Source organism: Streptomyces sp. NPDC005195 (genome assembly GCF_040608315.1).
In the GTDB taxonomy this organism is placed as follows: Bacteria; Actinomycetota; Actinomycetes; order Streptomycetales; family Streptomycetaceae; genus Streptomyces; species Streptomyces kaempferi.
On sequence record NZ_JBEXHZ010000067.1, the window covers coordinates 1 to 19091 of the forward strand.

General features: G+C 67.4%; 12 protein-coding genes and 1 pseudogene. All 13 read left to right on the top strand.

The genetic code is table 11. The features are described 5' to 3' along the window. A partial coding sequence (locus ABZV34_RS33150; RefSeq protein WP_356284990.1) for a reverse transcriptase domain-containing protein occupies window positions 1–816 on the top strand: 816 nt, incomplete at its 5' end. A gap of 126 nt (window positions 817–942) precedes the next feature. After that, a pseudogene (locus ABZV34_RS33155) lies at window positions 943–2133 on the top strand (IS110 family transposase); the annotation flags it as partial. A 636-nt stretch (window positions 2134–2769) separates the two neighbouring features. Beyond that, window positions 2770–3360 carry a cysteine hydrolase gene (locus tag ABZV34_RS33160; protein WP_356284993.1) on the top strand — a complete coding sequence of 197 codons (591 nt, stop codon included), beginning with the start codon at window positions 2770–2772 and terminating at the stop codon, window positions 3358–3360. Window positions 3361–3415: 55 nt separating this feature from the next. Beyond that, window positions 3416–4441, top strand: a complete 1026-nt coding sequence (gene hypE / locus ABZV34_RS33165) for a hydrogenase expression/formation protein HypE (protein WP_356284996.1) — start codon at window positions 3416–3418, stop codon at window positions 4439–4441. A gap of 13 nt (window positions 4442–4454) precedes the next feature. After that, on the top strand, window positions 4455–6887 hold the full coding sequence (gene hypF, locus ABZV34_RS33170; RefSeq protein WP_356284999.1) for a carbamoyltransferase HypF: 2433 nt from the start codon (window positions 4455–4457) through the stop codon (window positions 6885–6887). Beyond that, window positions 6884–8155, top strand: a complete 1272-nt coding sequence (locus ABZV34_RS33175; protein ID WP_356285002.1) for a biotin carboxylase — start codon at window positions 6884–6886, stop codon at window positions 8153–8155. Before hypF ends, ABZV34_RS33175 begins: the two co-directional genes overlap by 4 nt. Window positions 8156–8216: 61 nt before the next feature. After that, a complete protein-coding gene (locus ABZV34_RS33180; protein WP_356285005.1) occupies window positions 8217–10880 on the top strand; it encodes an ATP-grasp domain-containing protein in 2664 nt (887 codons plus the stop codon). After that, entirely contained in the window at window positions 10877–12196 is a 1320-nt protein-coding gene (locus ABZV34_RS33185; protein WP_356285008.1) for an MFS transporter, read from the top strand. The genes ABZV34_RS33180 and ABZV34_RS33185 overlap by 4 nt, the downstream gene beginning before the upstream one ends. A gap of 87 nt (window positions 12197–12283) precedes the next feature. Then, entirely contained in the window at window positions 12284–13801 is a 1518-nt protein-coding gene (locus tag ABZV34_RS33190) for an aminotransferase class V-fold PLP-dependent enzyme (protein WP_356285011.1), read from the top strand. Window positions 13802–13869: 68 nt separating this feature from the next. Beyond that, window positions 13870–15069: a fatty acid desaturase gene (locus ABZV34_RS33195; RefSeq protein WP_356285014.1), complete on the top strand. Its 1200-nt coding sequence runs from the start codon at window positions 13870–13872 to the stop codon at window positions 15067–15069. A 63-nt stretch (window positions 15070–15132) separates the two neighbouring features. Continuing rightward, window positions 15133–15591, top strand: coding sequence for a cobalamin-dependent protein (locus ABZV34_RS33200; RefSeq protein WP_356285017.1), 459 nt, complete (start codon window positions 15133–15135; stop codon window positions 15589–15591). Window positions 15592–15616: 25 nt separating this feature from the next. Then, entirely contained in the window at window positions 15617–17038 is a 1422-nt protein-coding gene (locus ABZV34_RS33205; protein ID WP_356285020.1) for a methylaspartate mutase, read from the top strand. Window positions 17039–17040: 2 nt separating this feature from the next. Continuing rightward, window positions 17041–18438, top strand: coding sequence for an aspartate aminotransferase family protein (locus tag ABZV34_RS33210; RefSeq protein WP_356285023.1), 1398 nt, complete (start codon window positions 17041–17043; stop codon window positions 18436–18438). Window positions 18439–19091 lie beyond the last annotated feature (653 nt).

Below are 19091 nucleotides of genomic sequence, written 5' to 3' on the forward strand. Positions count from 1 at the left end.
CTCGCGCTGGTGAAGGCGTTCTTGAAGGCGGGCATCCTCACCGAGGCCGGCACCTCCACGGAGACCGTCACCGGCACCCCACAAGGCGGGATTCTTTCGCCATTGCTGAGCAATGTGGCCCTATCGGTCCTGGACGAGCACTTCGTCAAGACTCCCGGCGGGGCGCAGTCCACGACGAAGCAACGGTGGACACGACGCCAGAAGGGGCTGCCCAACTACCGGTTGATCCGGTATGCGGACGACTTCGTCATTCTGGTGTCGGGCACCCGAGCCCACACCGAGGCACTGCTTCCAGAAGTGGCGGAAGTCCTCTCCACTGTCGGCCTGCGGCTCTCGGAGGAGAAGACACTGATCACGCACATCGACGAGGGCCTCGACTTTCTCGGCTGGCGCATCCAGCGTCACCAGAAGCGAGGAACCGACCGGCAGTACGTCTACAACTACCCGGCCAAGAAGGCACTTCGGTCCATCAAGGCCAAGGCGAAGGCGCTCTGCCGGATGAACGTCAGCCTGCCGCTGGCAGTCCTGCTGCACCGGCTCAACCAGGTGCTGCGGGGCTGGACCGCCTACTTCCGTCCCGGGGTGTCCGCCCGGTCCTTCCAATACCTGCGCATGATCGTCTGGCGTCAGGTCTTTGGATGGCTCCGGCGCAAACACCTCGGCACAGGGTGGAAAGAGCTCCGTCGCCGCTACTGCGACGGCGGATGGTGGCCGCACGACGGAGACGTCGTCCTGTTCAACCCGGGGTCGGTAGTCACCACTCGATACCGGCCTCGGGGGACGACCATTCCGTCGCCCTGGCCCAGCACGATCTGAGGAAAGCACCTGGTCAACGGGGCTTGTGGAGAGCCGGATGCGGGGCCAACTCGCACGTCCGGTTCGGGAGGGCGGCGTGGAGAAACGGACTGGGAGGAATCCCAGTACCGCGCTCCGCGCCGACCCCACCACGACGTTGAGATCCAGGACGAGGGCGGCCGCAAACTGGCGGCCGTGAACCTGCCCGAAGGGGTGGCGGGCATCGCGAAGCTGCACGAACTCGTCGCGCGCCACGCGGGCGCGGACCTGGACCCGGCAGAAGTCGTGGTTGGCATCGAGACCGACCGCGGCTCGTGGGTGCAGGCCCTGATCGCCTCCGGCTACCGGGTGTTCGCGATCAATCCCCGTCAGGTCGCCCGCTTCAAGGAACGCTATGCCTCCTCCGGCGCCAAGAGCGACAAGGGCGACGCGCATGCGCTTGCCGACATGGTCCGCATCGACCGGGCCCAGCTGCGGCCCGTGGCCGGGGACAGCGAACAGGCGCAAGCCGTCAAGGTCGTCGCCCGCACCCACCAAACCCTGATCTGGGAACGCACCCGCACCTTCCAGCGGCTGCGTTCCGCGCTACGCGAGTACTTCCCCGCCGCACTGGCCGCCTATGCGGACCTGGCCCTGACCAGCACGGACGCGATGGAGCTTCTGGTCAAGGCACCAACCCCGGCAGCGGCGGCAAAGCTGACCCGCACCCAGATCACCGCAGTCCTGGCCCGCCACCGCCGCCACAACCGGGACGCGAAAGCGGTCACCGTCCAAACCGCCCTGCGCGAGCGGCAGCTCAGCCTGCCCGAACAGGTCACCGCCGCCTACGCGGCCACCGCCACCGCCCACGCCCGTCTGATCATCGCGCTGAACGAGCAGATCGCCGCGATGGAAGAGCAGGTGAAGAGGCATTTTCTGGCACACCCGGACGCTGAGATCTACCTCTCGATGCCCGGCATCGCAGAGATCACCGGCGCCCGGGTACTCGCCGAATTCGGAGACGACCCCACCCGATACGCCAGCGCAAAGGCCCGCAAGAACTACGCCGGCACCAGCCCCATCACCCGGGCATCCGGCAAGAGCCACACCGTCCAAGCCCGCTACGTCCGCAACAACCGCCTCGCCGATGCCCTCCAGACCCAAGCATTCGCTGCCCTGCGCTCACCCGGCGCCCGCCGCTACTACGACAAACAACGCGCCCGCGAAGCCGGCTACAACCCCGCCCTCCGCCAGCTCGGCAACCGCCTCGTCGGCATCCTCCACGGCTGCCTCAAAACCCGCACCACCTACGACGAAGCAACCGCCTGGTCACACCACGCACACCCCCATCCCGCTTGACGTCAAACGACATGGGGTGTCTGACCACCACAGCAACGGTGTCCGTCAAAGCGGAACAAGCTCACGATCACGGGGAAGCCCCCTATGACCTCACCACTTGGTCGCGGCCGTCACTCGAGCGGAACCGCACCCGCTCACGCTGGTCGGGTGTGTGGGCCCTCCGACGGTGCGTGAGAAGAGGGAGCCGCTCCGGACGCCGCGGTTGTGGACGAGGAGTGAACATCTCGGCCGCACGGCCTCGACCGCGCCGAAGCTCCGCGACTTTGAGGGTCCCCTTGCATCGCAGAAGCTCGGAGGTCAGGCATCCGTATGACGCATAGTCAAATGTTGTACCAGACAGTCCCGTTCACTCCCTGACCGTCTTCATAATGTGAAGATCTTGACGTGTTCTGATCGAACGTGGCAGAGTCGAAGCGCTGAGAGCCACCCTCACAACTCGCCACAAATTGCACAGCGATCTGCACCATTCGTTGCGTCGTGGGCACTGCCGTCGTCAGTGCCCACCATGGGTTCCTGCCTACGTTGTCGCCGTCCGAATCTCCACCACAGGTACCGCCCCCGGGGCCTTTTGGCATGCCCGCCGCCACGAAGGTTCGTCACCGCTGCCATTAACGCGCTTATCACGAGGGAATCACCATGGCCAAGATCGCCGTACTCACCAACGACTTGCAGGCTGACGTGGTCCACAAGACCCCTGAGCGCACGGCCGCCATGGCTGAGGCCCAGCCGCACTTCGTGAAGTTCTTGAATGAGATGCGCGAACGCGGTCACGTCGTCTACCACCTGCAACTGGTAAACCTGCCGGACGACCCGAACGTCGAGCGTGACCTCGACGGTACGCTCCCGCTGCAGCGCGGGAGCGCCGGTGGAGCCATCCTGTCCGACTTCACAGCACCGACGGACGTAGTCGTGGAGAAGAACAAGGACAGCGGCTTCTACGAGACGGAACTGCATGACCTGCTCCAGGAGGCCGGCGTCGACACCGTGCTCGTGACTGGCCTGCAGACGCAGATCTGTGTGCAGACCACGGCCGCTGACGCCTTCTTCCGCGGATACAACATCTGGGTCCCGTCCGACTGTGTGGTGTCCGGCGACCCCGATGCTCGCGACCGGTCCCTGGAATGGCTGCGTGGGTACTGCGCCACTGTCGCGGACTCCGCCGAGATCCTCAACACCCTTGACACGCAAGGCGAACTGCCCCGCAAGGTTGTCAAGATCCTCCCGTAGTCCCTTCCGCTCCCCGTAACACCTTCTCCGTCAGCTTGAACTGAAGGGACATCAGATGGCTGGCCCGGCCACCGATCTCGGTGAAGTCGTTCTCGACCACGGCAGCGGTACTCAGCTCAGCCACGAGTTAGTCTCGCTGATCGTGGAGACTCTCGGCGATGTCTACATCGGTGAGATGGAAGACAGCGCAATGCTTCCCATCGCGGGAAGTCAGATCGCCATGACAACAGACTCGTTCGTCGTCGACCCGCCGTTCTTCGGCAACGGCGACATCGGCAAGATCGCGGTCTGCGGCACTGTCAACGATCTTGCCGTGGTCGGGTCCAGGCCGCTGTACCTCACACTCGGAATGATCCTTGAGACCGGCCTGCCGATCACGCGTCTGATCCAGGTGCTCACCTCGATACGGGAGACGGCCCGCGAGGCAGGCGTCCAGATCGTGTGCGGCGACACCAAGGTGGTACGCAAGGGCGAGGCCGACCAGATCTACCTGAACACCGCCGGCGTCGGCGTGTTCGAGCGGACACCGCTCCGGATGCGCAGCGTCCAGCCGGGCGACAAAGTCATCCTCAGCGGCCAGATCGGCAACCACACCGTCCATCTGCTGTCGATCCGCGAGGGCCTCGGCTTCGAGCAGCGTGTGCTCAGCGACTGCGCACCGGTCAACGGGATGCTTGACGAGCTGTTCGCCCGGGTCGACGAAGGCGACGTGCGCTCCGTGCGCGATGTCACCAGAGGGGGGCTGGCCGCGGTGCTTCAGGAGTACTCAGAAGCGGTCGGTCGCACCATCAAAGTGGAACAGACCGCCCTTCCCGTCCAGTTCGAGACCGTGATGGCGATGGACATGCTCGGGATCAATCCGATCCACGCGGCCAACGAAGGCTGTGTCTGTCTGTTCGTGGACCCGTCGGCCGAGCAAGCAGTCCTGGACGCGCTGCACTCGCACCGATACGGCGTCGGCGCAGTGACCATCGGCGAGGTGACCGAGCAGGCCGAGGCCCAGGTGCTGCTGCTGGACGCGGACGGCCGTGCCTCCGTGGTCGAGGAACTGCAGGGCGCCGAACTTCCCCGGCTCTGCTGAACCAGTGAGGAACATGGAAAGCGCAGAGGCAGCGGAAGTGACACCCGCCGCACGAAACTCGACAAGGCCGACTGGGAGCGACAGCGCTGCCGTCCGTCACCGCGTCCGAGTCACCGGTGTAGTCCAAGGTGTGGGCTACCGACCCTTCGTCTACAAAGCGGCACTGAGGCGCGGCCTCGTTGGATGGGTACTCAACGACCCGGAAGGCGTCCTGATCGAGGTCACCGGCCAGGCCGGGGCGCTCCGCACTTTCGCCGACGAACTCAGCAGCCAGGCACCTCCGCAGGCCCGGGTCACCGAGGTGCGGGTCGAGGCACTCGCGACTGAGGATCCGGTGCCGGAGAGCTTCGTGATCCGCGAAAGCGTCCACGCGGGGCGCAGAAGCACGATAGTCCCCTCCGACGGGTACGTCTGTGATGACTGTCTCGCCGAACTGCGCGACCCGGCGGACCGGCGATATCGCTATCCGTTCATCAACTGCACGAACTGCGGACCGCGCTACTCCATCGTGCGGGCCCTGCCGTACGACCGTGCACAGACCACGATGTCCGCCTTCACCATGTGTGCGCCGTGCAACCGGGAGTACACGGACCCACTGGACAGGCGGTACCACGCACAGCCCAACGCCTGTCCGGTGTGCGGTCCCGAACTGTTGCTCGCCGGCCCGGACGGTGGCGTGCGGCGGGGCGAGCAGGCGCTGACGACCGCAGTAGAGGCGCTGGCCGCAGGGCGGATCGTCGCCGTCAAGAGCGTGGGTGGATTCCACCTGGCCGTCGACGCGCGCAACGCCGAGGCGATCGACCGGCTACGGGCCGGAAAACGCCGGGACTCCAAGCCGTTCGCCGTGATGGCGCGCGACCTGGCCACCGTCGCCGGGTTCGCTGAGTTCGGCCCGGCCGAGTCGGACCTGCTGAGCTCGCCGGCTCGACCGATCGTCCTGGTACGCAAGCGGAGCGGCGCTCTGCCCGAGGCCATCGCGCCGCGCAATCCCAACCTCGGAGTCATGCTCCCGTCCGCGCCTCAGCACCATCTGCTCGTGGACGTGGACGGGTTGAGCGCGCTGGTGATGACCAGTGGGAACATCTCCGGCTACCCGATCGCGTACCGCAACGAGGAGGCGCTCGAGCACCTGTTCCAGATTGCCGATCTGGTGCTGTACAACGACCGCGACATCGAGACCAGGGTCGATGACTCGCTGGTCCGGTACTCGACTCACCCACGTCTGGCCGAGCCGGTTGTCAGCTTCCTGCGCCGGGCCCGCGGTTACGCTCCTTACCCGGTGGAGGTCGGGATCGAGCTGGCTCCGCTGGTGGCGTACGGAGCCGAGCTGAAAACCACGGTGGCTCTGTCCGGCGGCACCCGGGTCTACCTCAGCCAGCACATCGGCGACCTGAAGAACGACGCGACGCTCGCGTCTCATCAGCAGACCGCCCGTCATCTGGCTGCGCTGCACGAGCTGACGCCCCGCGACGCGGCCGTGGACCTGCACCCACAATTCCGGGCCACCAGGCTCGCGCTCAAGGAGCAGGGCGGCGAGTTCGGCACAGTGGTGCGGGTCCAGCACCACCACGCGCACATGGCTTCCTGCATGGCAGAGAACCTGCTGAGTGGCCGCACACTCGGCGTCGTCTTCGACGGTGCGGGGTACGGCGAGGATGGTACGACCTGGGGCGGAGAGTTCCTGCTGGGCAACTACCGCGAGGTACAGCGGATAGCCCACCTGCGCACCGTGCCGCTGCTGGGAGGGGATCGGGCGGTGCGGGAGCCGATCCGAACGGCCTTCGCACTTGCCCTGGACGCGTTCGGCGACGTCGACGCCGGCACCGCGGCTTTCCCCGTACTGAGGAAGTTCGACGAGCAGCAGCGCCATGTCTTCGCGACGATGGCGCAGCGGGGAATCAACGCCCCGCTCGCTTCCAGCATGGGCCGGCTGTTCGACGGAATCGCGGCCCTGCTGGCGATCACCACCCACGCCGAGTACGAGGCCCAAGGGCCGATCGAGCTGGAAGGACTGCTCGCTCGGGACCTGAACATGTCCGACCCCGTCGAGCGCTACCACTTCGACTGCGGGGCATCCGAGGGCGTTACCGAGATTGATCCCCGGCCTGTGGTGCGGGCCATCGCCGGCGATCTCGCGGCGGGAGTCGACGTGGCCGATGTCAGCCGGCGATTCCACTCCAGCGTGGTCGACATGGTTGTCGAACGCGTCCAGGAGGCGCAGGCCGCCGGGGGTGAGGGCGTCGCGGCCTTCGAGCATGTGGTGCTTTCCGGGGGCGTTTTCCTGAACGAGTTCCTGCTCGTCAACTGCCTGGTGGAGTTGCGTGCGGCCGGCTTCGACAGCTATTGCCAGCAGCAGGTGCCCACCAATGACGGCGGCATCGCACTGGGGCAGATCATGGTTGCCAACGCCCGTCTGACGGCGCAGAGTTCGGAGTCTCACCTGTGACTGCGCAGGAACCCGGCCACGGGCCGGTGCACATCGTCGTACTGCACCGCTGGCGTGACCAGCACGCGCGCTACACCGACTACCTTGACCATGAGGTGTGCCGGGTCAGCTACGTGACGTCGGAGCTGGGCCGGACCTCCGTACCCGCCGAGGCGGCGGCACTGATCGTGGTGTCGGCCACCGACTCGGTCGCCGAGGCCGGAGCGGCCGTCGCCGAACTGATCGGGCGCTTCGGTCCCGTACGTCATCTGGTGGCGCTCAACGAGGGCGACCTCGACACCGCCGCCGAGATCCGGGAGGCATTCGACTTACCCGGCCAGCGCCCGCAGGAGCTGGCGCGCTTCCGGGACAAGCTCACCATGGTCACCCTGGTAGACCGGGCGGGTATCCCGGTCCCTGCCTACGCCGACGCCGACAACAGGGTGTCCGTGGAAGAGTTCGCGGCACGGCACGGCTGGCCCGTGGTGCTCAAGCCGCGGCGCGGTACCGCCAGCCGGGGCGTGACGTTGCTGCGTGGCCCGGACGATCTGGACGCGCCGTCCCTGTTCACCGACTCACCTGGCGAGGCTCGCATTGTCCAGTCCTTCGTCGCCGATCCGGTGTTCCACGTCGACGGCCTGTGGACCGGTACGGAGTTGGGGCCCTGGTATGCGTCGCGATACCTGAACAACTGCCGTGAGTTCAACGAGGGCACGTATCTCGGCTCGGTCGAGGTCGATGAGCCGGCGCTGCGCTCTCCGCTGGCACGGTTCACGGCGGCCGTGGCCGATGCGCTAGGTGAGGGAAAACCGTGGGTCTTCCACCTGGAGGTGTTCGTCGGCACCGGTTCGGACGGCGCGCCGGTGCTCACCTTCCTGGAGGCGGGAGCGCGGGTCGGCGGGGCTGAGATTCCCTTTGTCTGGCGGGAGGTCCACGGCCTCGATCTGATGGCCGCGGCCGTGGACGTCCAGGTGGACCGTCCACCGGCCGTGCCTGTCGTGCCCGCCGTGGTGGCGGGCGGTACCGCCGGTTGGCTGTTGCTGCCGGTGCCCGTGCCGCCGCCGTGCCGGGTGGTGGAGGTCGGCCATGTGCAGGCTTCCTCTCCAGAGAGCGACGGCCCCTATGCCTGGGCGGTGCCGGAGCGGGGCACCGTCATCCCTCGCACGGGCGGCTACGAACACGTCGCCGCACGGTTCCGGTTCCGTGGTGACTCCAGCCATGACGTCGAGGCCGCGATCAAGAAGATCACCGCGACGTTCAGCATCCGTTGCGACGTTGTGCCGGGCTGAGCAGTGACCGAGCGGGCCGATGCGGCGGACCGTGAACAGCGAGAGGAAGTGAGAGCGTCAGATGCGAGAGCACAAGAGCCGTCTCATCGTGGTGGGCAGCCGGTTGAGGGCCTACCGCGAGTATGCGATGGCCTCCCTGGCCCGGGAGTACGACATCGCTCTGGTGACCTCCCAGGAGGTCACGTGGGAGAAGCCCTACGTGTCGACCTACCGGAAGGCCGACACCACGGACGTCGCGAGCCTGCGCGGCGCGGTCGAGGAGCTTCTCGCCGAGGCCGGGGCCGGGGCAGCGGGCGTGGCACCGGACCGGCCCGGGCTCTTCACCTGGGACGAGCTCTCGCTGATTTCCACCTCGGAGGTGGCCGAGCAACTGAGCCTGCCCCATCTCTCCGCGCGGGCGGCCACTGCCTGCCGGGACAAGTACCGGACGAGGAAACTGCTGGACCAGGCCGGATTGCCGGCGGTGCGCTACCGTCTGACGCACTCCGTGGAGGAGGCCGCGGCCGCCGCCGAGGAGATCGGCTTCCCGGTGGTGCTCAAGCCCCGTTCGCTGGCCGGCAGCATGGGCGTCACCGCGGTCAGGGATGCGGCGGGTCTGCGGGACGCGTACGCGTCGGTAGCCGGCGCCACCTTCCCCGGTATCCGCACCGAATCCGGCGTTCTGGTCGAGGAGTACCTCCAGGGGCCGGAGATCAGCATCGACAGCTGCGTGATCGACGGTGACGCCGAACCGGTCTTCGTCGCCCGTAAGCAGCTGGGCTTCCATCCGGCCTTCGAGGAGGTCGGCCATCTGGTCGGACCGTGGCGCCACGAGCCCTGGGCGGCTGAGGTGTCCGATCTCGTCAAGGCCGCGCACCGGGCGCTCGGCATCGACACCGGACTCACCCACACCGAGATCCGCCTGACCCCTTCGGGTTGTCGCCTGATCGAACTGAATGGGCGACTCGGCGGTGACCTCATCCCGTACCTGGGAACGCTGTCCACCGGCATCGATCTGTCGCTCGCGGGCGCCGCCCTGGCCCTCGGCAAGGCCCCGGACCTCACCCCGACCCATGAGCGCTGGGCCGAAGTCCGTTTTCTCTATCCCCCGCACGATGGGGTGCTGGAAAGGTTGGACCTGGGTGGCGCGGCCGAGGTGCCAGGGGTGGCGGAGGTTGTCGCTCTGGCGGCCCCCGGGGACGAACTCCTGCTGCCGCCGCAGGCACTGACGCCGCGTACCGCAGCCGTAATCGCGGTCTGCGACGACCGAGGTGGTTGCACCACGGCGCTGGACCGGGCCGAGGCCGAGGTACGGCCGACGCTCGCCGGATCCCGGCTCGACGGTCTGGGCGCGCTGATGGAAAACCCCATGACCCGCCGGTATCTGGCACTCGACAACGGCCTGGAGAACATGGTCGTCCCCGAGCTGCGCAACGACTGGAACAGCTACGGCGCCGGGGGCGGGAAGGCGTTGAACCGCCCGATCTTCCTGGCGACCGCCGACCGGCTGAGTCTGGAGGCCGACCTCAACGGCCTGTTCGACCTGCTGACCACCATCCCCGACCGGCTCTTCGACGGCGACCGGCGGGCGTTCGCGGCGGCTGTCGGCATGACGCCCACGCAGATCGATCTGGTCATGCGCGGCGCGGGTCTGCGGATGCCGGCCATGTCCCGGGCCGACATGTACCGCGAGCCTGGCGGATTCAAACTGATGGAACTGAACACCGGGAGCTCACTCGGCGGTTGGCAGATGGGCGAGTTCTCCCGTCCAGCCGGGCGCAACCGAGCCTTCCGGGCGTTCGCCGACGCCGAGGGACTGGTCCATCCGGACCCGATCGGCCGGATCGCCGAGGTGCTGCGGGCGGAGGCGGCCGATGCGGGGTACGAGCTACCGACCCGGCCGGTGCTCGCGCTCACCGAGTGGCCGGACGGGTACGCCTACACCAAGCCCTGGTTGGACTTCGTGGTGCCCGACTGGCTGCGGCACGGATTTGACACCGTCGTGTGCAGCCTCGCCGAGTTCGACTACCGGGACGGCGTTCCGTACATCTACGGCCGCAAGGTCGACGTGGTCTACCGGATATTCCTGCCAGGGGAAATGGCCGACGAACAGCGCAGCTACGACCTGGTCGACCCGCTGCTGGACGCCGTCGGCCAGGGGCACACGTTCTTGTTCGCCGGGCTGGACTGCGAGCTGTACGGCAACAAGGGCAGCCTGGCGATGCTGAGCGATGAACGAAACCGGGAGGCCTTCAGCGCTCAGGAACACGACCTGATCGGCCGGATCCTGCCATGGACCCGCTTTGTCCGCGACGAGACGGCACAGCGGGACGGCCGCTCCGTCGATCTACTGCCGTTCGTGATGGCCCACAAGAATCAGCTCGCGCTCAAACCCACCCTGCTGTATGGCGGTGTCGGGGTCGTCCCCGGCTGGACTGTCGGCCAGGAGGAGTGGGAAGCGCACATTCGAGGCGCCGTCGGCGGCCCGTTCGTCGTCCAGGAGCGCGTGCTCCCGGTCGCGGAGCGCTTTGTCACCGAGGACGGTCTCGGGTTCGAGCGGATGGCGGTCGCCTACGGCGTGCTCATGGTCGGCGGCTCCTACAGCGGAATGCTCGTCCGGGGCACCCCCGACCCCGAGGTCGGCATCGTCAGCATGTCCAACGGGGCGCAGATCGGCTGCTGTTACCACGTACCGCACGATGTGGCCGGTGCGGCCACACACCCGCGCACGGAGGCCCGGACGTGAGAACTCTCCAGTTCAAGGGCCTCTGGCGGGACCGGGAGTTCATGAAACTCTGGTCGGGAGAGTCCGTCTCGCAGATGGGAGCGCAGGTCACTCAGCTGGCGCTGCCCTTGACGGCTGTCTACCAATTCGACTCCTCCTCGACGCAGTTGGGGGTGCTCAACGCCGCGAGCTTCGCGCCGTTCCTCGGCGCCACGCTCTTCATCGGGGTCTGGGTCGACCGGCGTCGGCGGTTGCCGCTGATGATCGGGAGCAACATAGGGCGCGCACTGCTGGTGGGCAGTGTGCCGCTGTGCGCCGCCTTCGACGTGCTGAACATGTGGTACCTGTACGCGGCGGCGTTGGCGATCGGCGTACTGACCGTCCTGTTCGATGTCTCCTACCAGTCGTACCTGCCCTCGCTGATCGAGCGCGACCAGTTGGTCGAGGGCAACAGCAAACTCCAGGCGACGAGTTCGATAGCCCAGATCGGCGGCCCCGGTCTGGCCGGTCTGCTCGTCGGCTGGCTCACTGCCCCTGTCGCGCTGCTGGCCAACGCGTTCTCCTATCTGGTGTCCGTCGCCGGGCTCCTGGCGATCCGCCGCCCGGAGCCCGCCCCGGCCGTGCCGGAGCGGCGGCTCTCCACCACACGGAGTATCGGGGAAGGCCTGCGCATGGTCTTCGACAACGCCACGATCCGGGTGATCGCCCTACAGGCCGGTACATACAATTTCTGCTGGATGTCGCTGCAGACCGTGTTCGTGCTCTACGCCGCTCGACAACTCAGCATGAGCCCGGCCACCATCGGCCTGGTCCTGGGGGCCGGCGCCGTGGGCTCGCTGGTGGGCGCCATGGGCGCGGGCCGGCTCAAGGAACGGCTCGGCCTGGGCCGGGCCGTCATCGCAGAACTGGTGCTGTGCTGTGCGGCACCGATCCTGGTGCCGCTCGCCCCCGGGGGTGGTCTGCTGTCCTGTGCGATGTTCGTCGCGGCATTCGCGTGTTGCGGCATCGGTTCCACGATGTCGACCATCCACGTGGTGAGCCTGCGCCAGGTCATCACCCCGGACCAATTCCTCGGCCGGGTCAACGCCGGCTGCCGGTTCATCGCCTGGGGGCCCCTTCCGCTGGGCGCCCTTTCGGGCGGCTTCCTCGGGGACGTCATCGGGCTACGGCCCACGCTCTACGTCACGGCGTTCGTCTTCCTTCTCGCCCCACTCTGGGTGATCTTTTCGCCGGTGCCCCGGCTCAGGGACTTTCCCGAGCCCGCGCCGACCGAGCCGGCCCACGAACCGGCCGTGACCGGCGCCGGCTCCTCGGCCGGGCCGGAGGAGACCCAGTAGTCCGTTTCGTCCGAGACGGTTACGCACCCGATACCGCCCGCTGCCTTATTCCTGGCGACGCCCACCTCTTCGTGTAGGAGATCATTCGTGACCACGACCGTGCCGGGCCCGCTTTATCAGCCTGCGGGGACCGCAGCAGGCCTGGAAAGCGTCCGGACTCTGGTGAACACCGCGCTGGACATCCTCGAGGAAGTCTCCGCGACCCGCACCGGGCCGGTGGCCCCCGGAGGCCCCGAAGGTGCCCGTACGGCGGCTCGGCAGGCACTCACCACCCCGCTGCTCCCGCAGGACGGGGCAGACCCCGCGCTCGTACTCGCCGAACTGGTCCGCCCGTACGCGCAGTGGTCGGTGGACATCACCCACCCGGCGGCCATGGCCCGAATGCAGCCCCCGCCCACCGATGTGGCCGCCGTGACCGAACTGGTCACGGCCATCCTCAACCAGTCCCTGCACGCCTGGGAAAGCGGCCCTTTCGCGCTCGAGCTCGACCGCTGGGTGATCGCCCAGCTGGCGGAACTCGTGGGCTATGACGCCGACGCGGCAGGTGGAACGCTCACTCCGGGCGGCAGCGTCTCCAACCTGATGGCGATGACCATGGCCCGGGACACCACTCTGGCCGAGAAGACCGGTTCCTACCCGTTCGCGGGCGGCCTGCGCGCACTCGACGTCCAGCCCGTGGTGCTCTGCCCGGTGGGCGTGCACTTCTCGATCGAGCGGGCGGTGCGTCTGCTGGGCATCGGCGAAGAGCACATCCTCTCCATCCCGGTGGACAAGAACGGCCGGATGATCCCGCAGGAGGCGGAGCGCGCGCTCGCCGAACTCCCGGACGACAAGGTGGCCGTGGCGATGGTGGCGGTCGCCGGCTCCACCGACCTCGGCATCGTGGACCCGCTTCCCGAGCTGGCCGCCATCGCCCGTCGGTACGGCGTGTGGCTTCACGCCGACGCGGCCTACGGCGCCGGAGCGCTCTTCTCTCCCCGGCTGCGCCCTATGCTCGACGGCCTGGACCAGGCCGACTCAGTCACCCTCGACCTGCACAAGTTCGGCTGGGCCCCCGCCTCTTCGGCTGTTCTGCTGGTCCGCCGTGCCGAGACCATGCTGTCGTTCGGCCTGCAGCCGACCACCTGCCTGAGCGCCGACGACGACACCTGCGCCGGGTTCATCGGCCTGCAGAACACCTCGCTCCAGACCACCCGGCGGGCGGACGCGCTCAAGATCGCGGTGACCATGCGCACGCTGGGCAGCAAGGCGATGGGCGCGATGGTCGACACCTGCCACGACCTGGCCCGGCATGCCGCAGCTCGTATCGCGGCCGAACCGCGGTTCGAGCTGGGCACCGAACCGCCCCTCACCGCAGTGCTGTTCCGCTATCTGCCGGGTAACGGCCTGGACGTCGACGCCTTCAACGGCGCGTTGCGCCGCCGGGTCATGGAGGACGGGCGCGCGCTGATCGCCCGTACTCACATCGCGGGGGAGGGCGGCAGCCAGGTGTTCCTCAAGCTGATGCTGCTGAATCCGGAAACCACCACCGGTCAACTCGACGCGGTGCTGGACGAGTTGCTCACCATCGCAACGGAACTGGAAGCCGCCGCGGTCCTCACCTGACCTGTATCCACCGCCACACGTTCACAGTTCAGCGGAGAGAGGCCGGCGCGATGCCCGAGGTGAATGACGTGCGCACGGAACCCGAAGGTGGTTCCGGCGCGACTGACAGCGTGCGCGAATCCATGCGGGTGTTGCCGGAGGCGTTCGCACGGCCGCTCACACTGCTGACCGGCCGTCCGTACGCCGGTCAGCGCCCCGTCAGCTACACCCCCACCCGCCACTTGGCCAATGCCCTCGGATCCACCGTCGGCGGGGTGGCACTCAGCTGCGCCGCTCTGTCGGCGTCCGGGTGGCTGCTACTCCTGCTGTTGCCCGGCTGGGCGATGACCCTCCACGGCACTCGGAACTTGCGGATGATGATCTATCACCAGTGCGCCCACCAGAACATGTGGCGGCGACGACGGGCGGACGCCACCCTCGGTCGCGCGCTCGCCGCCGTCCTGGTGATCCAGGACTTCGACCGCTACAGCGCCGAGCACGTCAGCGACCACCATGCGCTGCACCACATGACACGGCGCGATCCTACGGTCCAGGCGTTCCTGGTGAGCCTGCGGTTGCACCCCGGCATGACCAGGGACCAGATGTGGCGGCGTGTCCTGGGGAAGATCTTCTCTCCGTGGTTTCACACCCGCTTCCTGATTGCCCGGATCAGGTCCTTCTACGCCGTCGCGAGCCCTGGCCGGCGGGCAGGGGCGGTCACGGGACTCGTTCTGCTGGTGGGGCTGGCGAGTTGGCTGCACCTCTGGGTTTTCCTGCTGGTCGCCTGGGTACTGCCGATGACTCTCTTCTTCCAGGTCAGCAACGTCCTGCGGCTGTGCGTCAAGCACACCTTTCCGGTGCCTGAGCAGACCGTCAGGCGAGGGCGGGAGTACTTCGCGAGCCTCACCAACGCCATCTTCATCGGGGAGGCAGCCCCTTCGCCGGCCCTCCCGACGGTCCGCAGATACGTGGCCTGGCTACGGTGGTGGCTCCGCATGCTCCTGATCCACTTTCCCGCCCGCTATCTGGTACTCACGGGCGACACCGTGGTCCACGACTTCCACCACCGGCACCCCATGAACAGGGATTGGGCCAACTACATCTTCGCGCGCGAGGCCGACCACCGGCGGGGCACCCCGGGTCAGCCCGCGTATCACGAGGTATGGGGTCTGGTCGCCGCGATCGACCTCGTCTTCGACTCCCTGCGGGCCGCTGACCCTCACGAATACCACCCCGATCGCCTCGCCGAGGTGAACCACCGTGAACTGTTCATGGCCTTTGACGACTGACCATCCGCATCCCCATCACTCATATTCTTCGCAACTCTTCAATCCTGCCGGGGGACCGTGTCGATGAACACACTTCAGGAGCAGAGCGGACGCCTGGTCATCCTGGGTGTGGCCGAGAGCGATGCGCATGCCGTCGCCAACCACCTGATCGCCATGCAGCTCCAGGATCACGGTTTCATCGTGATCAACCTAGGAGTCTGCACCCCCTTGGGTGACTTCGCCGATGCGCTGGACCGGCATCCTGAGGCCGAGGCGGTCCTGATCGGCACGCTCAACGGACACGCCCACCAGGACCTCAAGTCCCTGCCGCAACTGCGCGCCGCGGGCCGGCTGAACTGCCCCGTGGTGGTCGGCGGCAATCTCTCGGTCGGCAGCCACAAGAGCGGCGCCGACCGGGAACGGCTCTACGCCCTGGGCATCGACCACATCCTCTCCGACGCCGGAGAGCTCGTCCTGCTGCTCGACCGGCTCCACGCGTCGACCATAGAGAGCAGCGCAAGCCGGTTGGGCTGCCGACGGTGAGCGGGGTTCGAAATGGCTGAACCTCATGATGGCTGAACTGAACGGCCTCGAACTGACCCCGTGGGTATCCGACGAGCTGCCGGGCTGGGCCGACATCGTGGACTATCTGACGGATGCCCGGCGCCCCCGTGTCGTGGACGTGCTGCGGGCCGCCGATGCGGCCGGCCGCCCTGCGGTCCAGCCGCGGTGCGGCGTCGGTGGCCACGGGCCGATGGTGACGCTGCTGCGTGAACTGGAGGCCGCCGGGCCCGACATCCTGTCCGTCACGATCGACTCGCACACCCGGCTGCGCAAGTTCGACACCGCGCGGCATCTGATGCGGCACAGCCCAGCCGATCTGAACGGGTACCCCCTTGTCTCGCACGGCTGGCAGCGAGGCCGGGAACTCGGCGAGGCCGTCTCGGTCCCCCTGGAGGTCCGGCACGGCTCACCCGACGCACGTGACCTGTTCGCGGTGTCCATCGCCTCGGGCATCACCTCCTTCGAGGGCGGCGGCATCGGCTACAACCTGCCGTACTCCAAGAACGTGCCGCTCGGCGAGTCGTTGCGGGCCTGGCAGCAGGTGGACGCGCTGTGCGGCACCCTCGCCCGAGCGGGTTCCGTCATCGACCGTGAGCTCTTCGGCACGCTGACCGCGGTGCTCGTTCCCCCCTCAGTCAGTCTGGCCATGACCTTGCTGGAGGGCATCGCAGCCGTGCGGGAAGGTGTCCGCTGCCTGTCGATCGCCTATCCACAGGGCGGCGAGACCCACCAGGACATCGCCGCCCTGCGGGCCGTCCGGTCACTGACAGCCCGCCACCTCGCTACGGACGTCGAGGTCTACCCGGTCCTGCACGAGTTCATGGGCGTCTTCCCCGTGACACCCGAATACGCCAACCTGCTCATCCTCCACGGCGGTTTGACGGCTCGGCTCGGCGGCGCGACCAAGGTGATCAACAAGACCATTCAGGAGGCGTACGGCATTCCTGATGCCGCGGCCAACGCCGCGGGACTGCGCACGGCGGCCCTGGGTGCCTCGGATCTGCTCGACTTCGTCCGGATCGACGAGGACCGGGTGGCCGAGGAGCAGTACTGGATCGAGCACGAGGTCTCCGAGCTCATCGAGCCGGTGCTCGCCGGCAGTGATCTGTTCGGCGCCATCGAGGACGGCTTTCGAACCGGCCGGCTGGACATCCCCTTCAGCGCAAGCATCCACGCGCGGTCCCAGGTGGTCCCCCGCCGCGACCGTACCGGCGCCATCCGGTACGGCGACAGTGGCGGACTGCCGTTCTCGGGGAAGGTACTGCGCCGACAGGCGGACCTGCTGCAGGAACCGAGCGGCACCCGGCCCCGTACCCGGATCGAAGCGGCCACCGCCGACATCCACTACTTCATAGAACGAGAGAGCACCGCTCTTTCCGACCATTCGCGCAATTCTGTGTTCCCCGGACAACCACGATCGAGGTAATGATGACCAACGAATCCGTTCCCGCCCAGCCGTCGTCCGTCAGCGGGCCGGACCCCGAGCAGGGTGCTCGAGTGGTCGCCGACGACCGCGCCCACCTCTTCCACTCATGGGCCGCTCAGGGGAGTGTGAACCCCATCCCGGTGGCTGGCGCCTCGGGCCGCCACTTCTGGGACTACAGCGGGAAGCGCTACCTCGACTTCTCCTCGCAGTTCATCAACCTCAACATCGGGCATGCCCACCCCAAGGTCGTCGCAGCGATCAAGGAGCAGGCCGACCAGATCTGCATGATCGCCTCGACCTTCGCGAACGACAAACGCGGTGAGGCGGCCCGGCTGATCGCCGAACTGGCACCCGCCGACCTCAACCGGGTCTTCTTCACCAACGGTGGCGCCGAGGCCAACGAGCACGCGGTACGCATGGCCCGGATCCACACCGGCCGCGCCAAGATACTGGCGGCCTACCGGTCGTACCACGGTGGCACCTCCACGGCGATCAGCCTGACCGGTGACCCGCGCCGCTGGGCCAACGAGCAGTCCGGCAGCGCCTCGGGGAACGTCTCGCACTTCTTCGGACCCTACCTCTACCGCTCGCACTTCCACGCGACCACCGAGGCGGAGGAGTGCGAGCGCGCCCTCGCCCACCTGGAGCAGGTCGTCGCGTTCGAGGGGCCGTCGACGATCGCGGCGATCATGCTGGAGACCGTAGTCGGAACCGCCGGCATCCTGGTGCCGCCGGCCGGCTATCTCCAGGGTGTGCGCGAGCTGTGCGACCGGCACGGAATCCTGCTGATCGCCGACGAGGTGATGTCCGGATTCGGACGCACCGGTGCGTGGTTCGCCGTCGACCACTGGGGAGTCTCCCCGGACCTGATCACCTTTGCCAAGGGCGTGAACTCCGGCTATGTACCGCTCGGCGGGGTCATCATCTCCGACCAGGTCCATGAGACCTTTCAAAACGTTGCCTACCCCGGCGGCCTCACCTACTCCGGCCATCCGTTGGCGTGCGCTGCTGCCGTCGCGACCATCACCGCGATGAAGGAGGAGGGAATCATCGAGAACGCCGCCCGCGTCGGCGCGGACATCATCGGTCCCGGTTTGCGCAAGATCGCCGAGGGCCACCCCTCGGTCGGTGAGGTTCGCGGCCTGGGTGTCTTCTGGGCGGTGGAACTGGTACGTGACCGTGAGACCCGGGAGATGCTCGTGCCCTACGCCGCCGGTGGCGAACTGACCCGCCCGGTGGACGACGTAGTCGCTGCCTGCAAGGAACGCGGCCTTTGGCCCGTCTACAACTTCAACCGCGTCCACGTGGTCCCGCCGTGCACCATCACGGACGAGGAGGCTCGGGAGGGGTTGGCGATCCTCGATGAGGCACTGAACGAGGCCGACAAATATGTGGTCTGACCCTCGATCATTCCGTGTCGGTGAGGAACGGTGCCCCTCACATAGTGTGACCGATCACAATCAGGCCCGCAGCCGCTGACACCCTGCTCGCCGGACACGTGGATCCCTTGGACCACATGCCGACGCGAACCCGGGGCCGACCTCATTGACCGGCACGGCCTCGACCTGACCAGCGAGCGCTGCCACGTTTCGATGATCGACATCATCGGGCAGGTGTACGCGAAGGTAGTGGACCAGGCGAGGAAGAAGCGACCAGGGGAGTCGGCCCGGGCGCGTTCCGGCTGGGCTCCGAACAGACACGGTGGGACGGCAGGCACGGACTCTCCGGTGATCACCGAGTGGAGAGCTCCGTGATCCCTCAGGCTCGTGCCTGCCATGCGTCCGGGCTATGGACCGCCTCTGTCGGCACTTTGCTGCTGTGTCTGATCTGCTAGCGGTGGTTTGTTGACGGCGGGTCAGGGCCGCAGTAGGCCGGTAGCAGAGGAACGTCGCCTCGCCGCCTGGGAGCTGTGATGTGGGCTTGATCCGCTTTGACGGACATCCGAGGTCAGGGGTTCTGCCCCGGGAGGATGTCCATCATGGAGAGCATGGGGAAGAAGAAGCCTCGCTCTCGTCGCTCGTTCACGCCGGAGTTCGAGGCGGAGATCGTAGGG

Bases quoted from the DNA above. Each gene is read 5' to 3' on its own strand.
- ABZV34_RS33160 (WP_356284993.1), top strand. From the start codon at position 2,770: ATGGCCAAGATCGCCGTACTCACCAACGACTTGCAGGCTGACGTGGTC.
- hypE (WP_356284996.1), top strand. From the start codon at position 3,416: ATGGCTGGCCCGGCCACCGATCTCGGTGAAGTCGTTCTCGACCACGGC.
- hypF (WP_356284999.1), top strand. From the start codon at position 4,455: ATGGAAAGCGCAGAGGCAGCGGAAGTGACACCCGCCGCACGAAACTCG.
- ABZV34_RS33180 (WP_356285005.1), top strand. From the start codon at position 8,217: ATGCGAGAGCACAAGAGCCGTCTCATCGTGGTGGGCAGCCGGTTGAGG.
- ABZV34_RS33200 (WP_356285017.1), top strand. From the start codon at position 15,133: ATGAACACACTTCAGGAGCAGAGCGGACGCCTGGTCATCCTGGGTGTG.
- ABZV34_RS33205 (WP_356285020.1), top strand. From the start codon at position 15,617: ATGATGGCTGAACTGAACGGCCTCGAACTGACCCCGTGGGTATCCGAC.
- ABZV34_RS33210 (WP_356285023.1), top strand. From the start codon at position 17,041: ATGACCAACGAATCCGTTCCCGCCCAGCCGTCGTCCGTCAGCGGGCCG.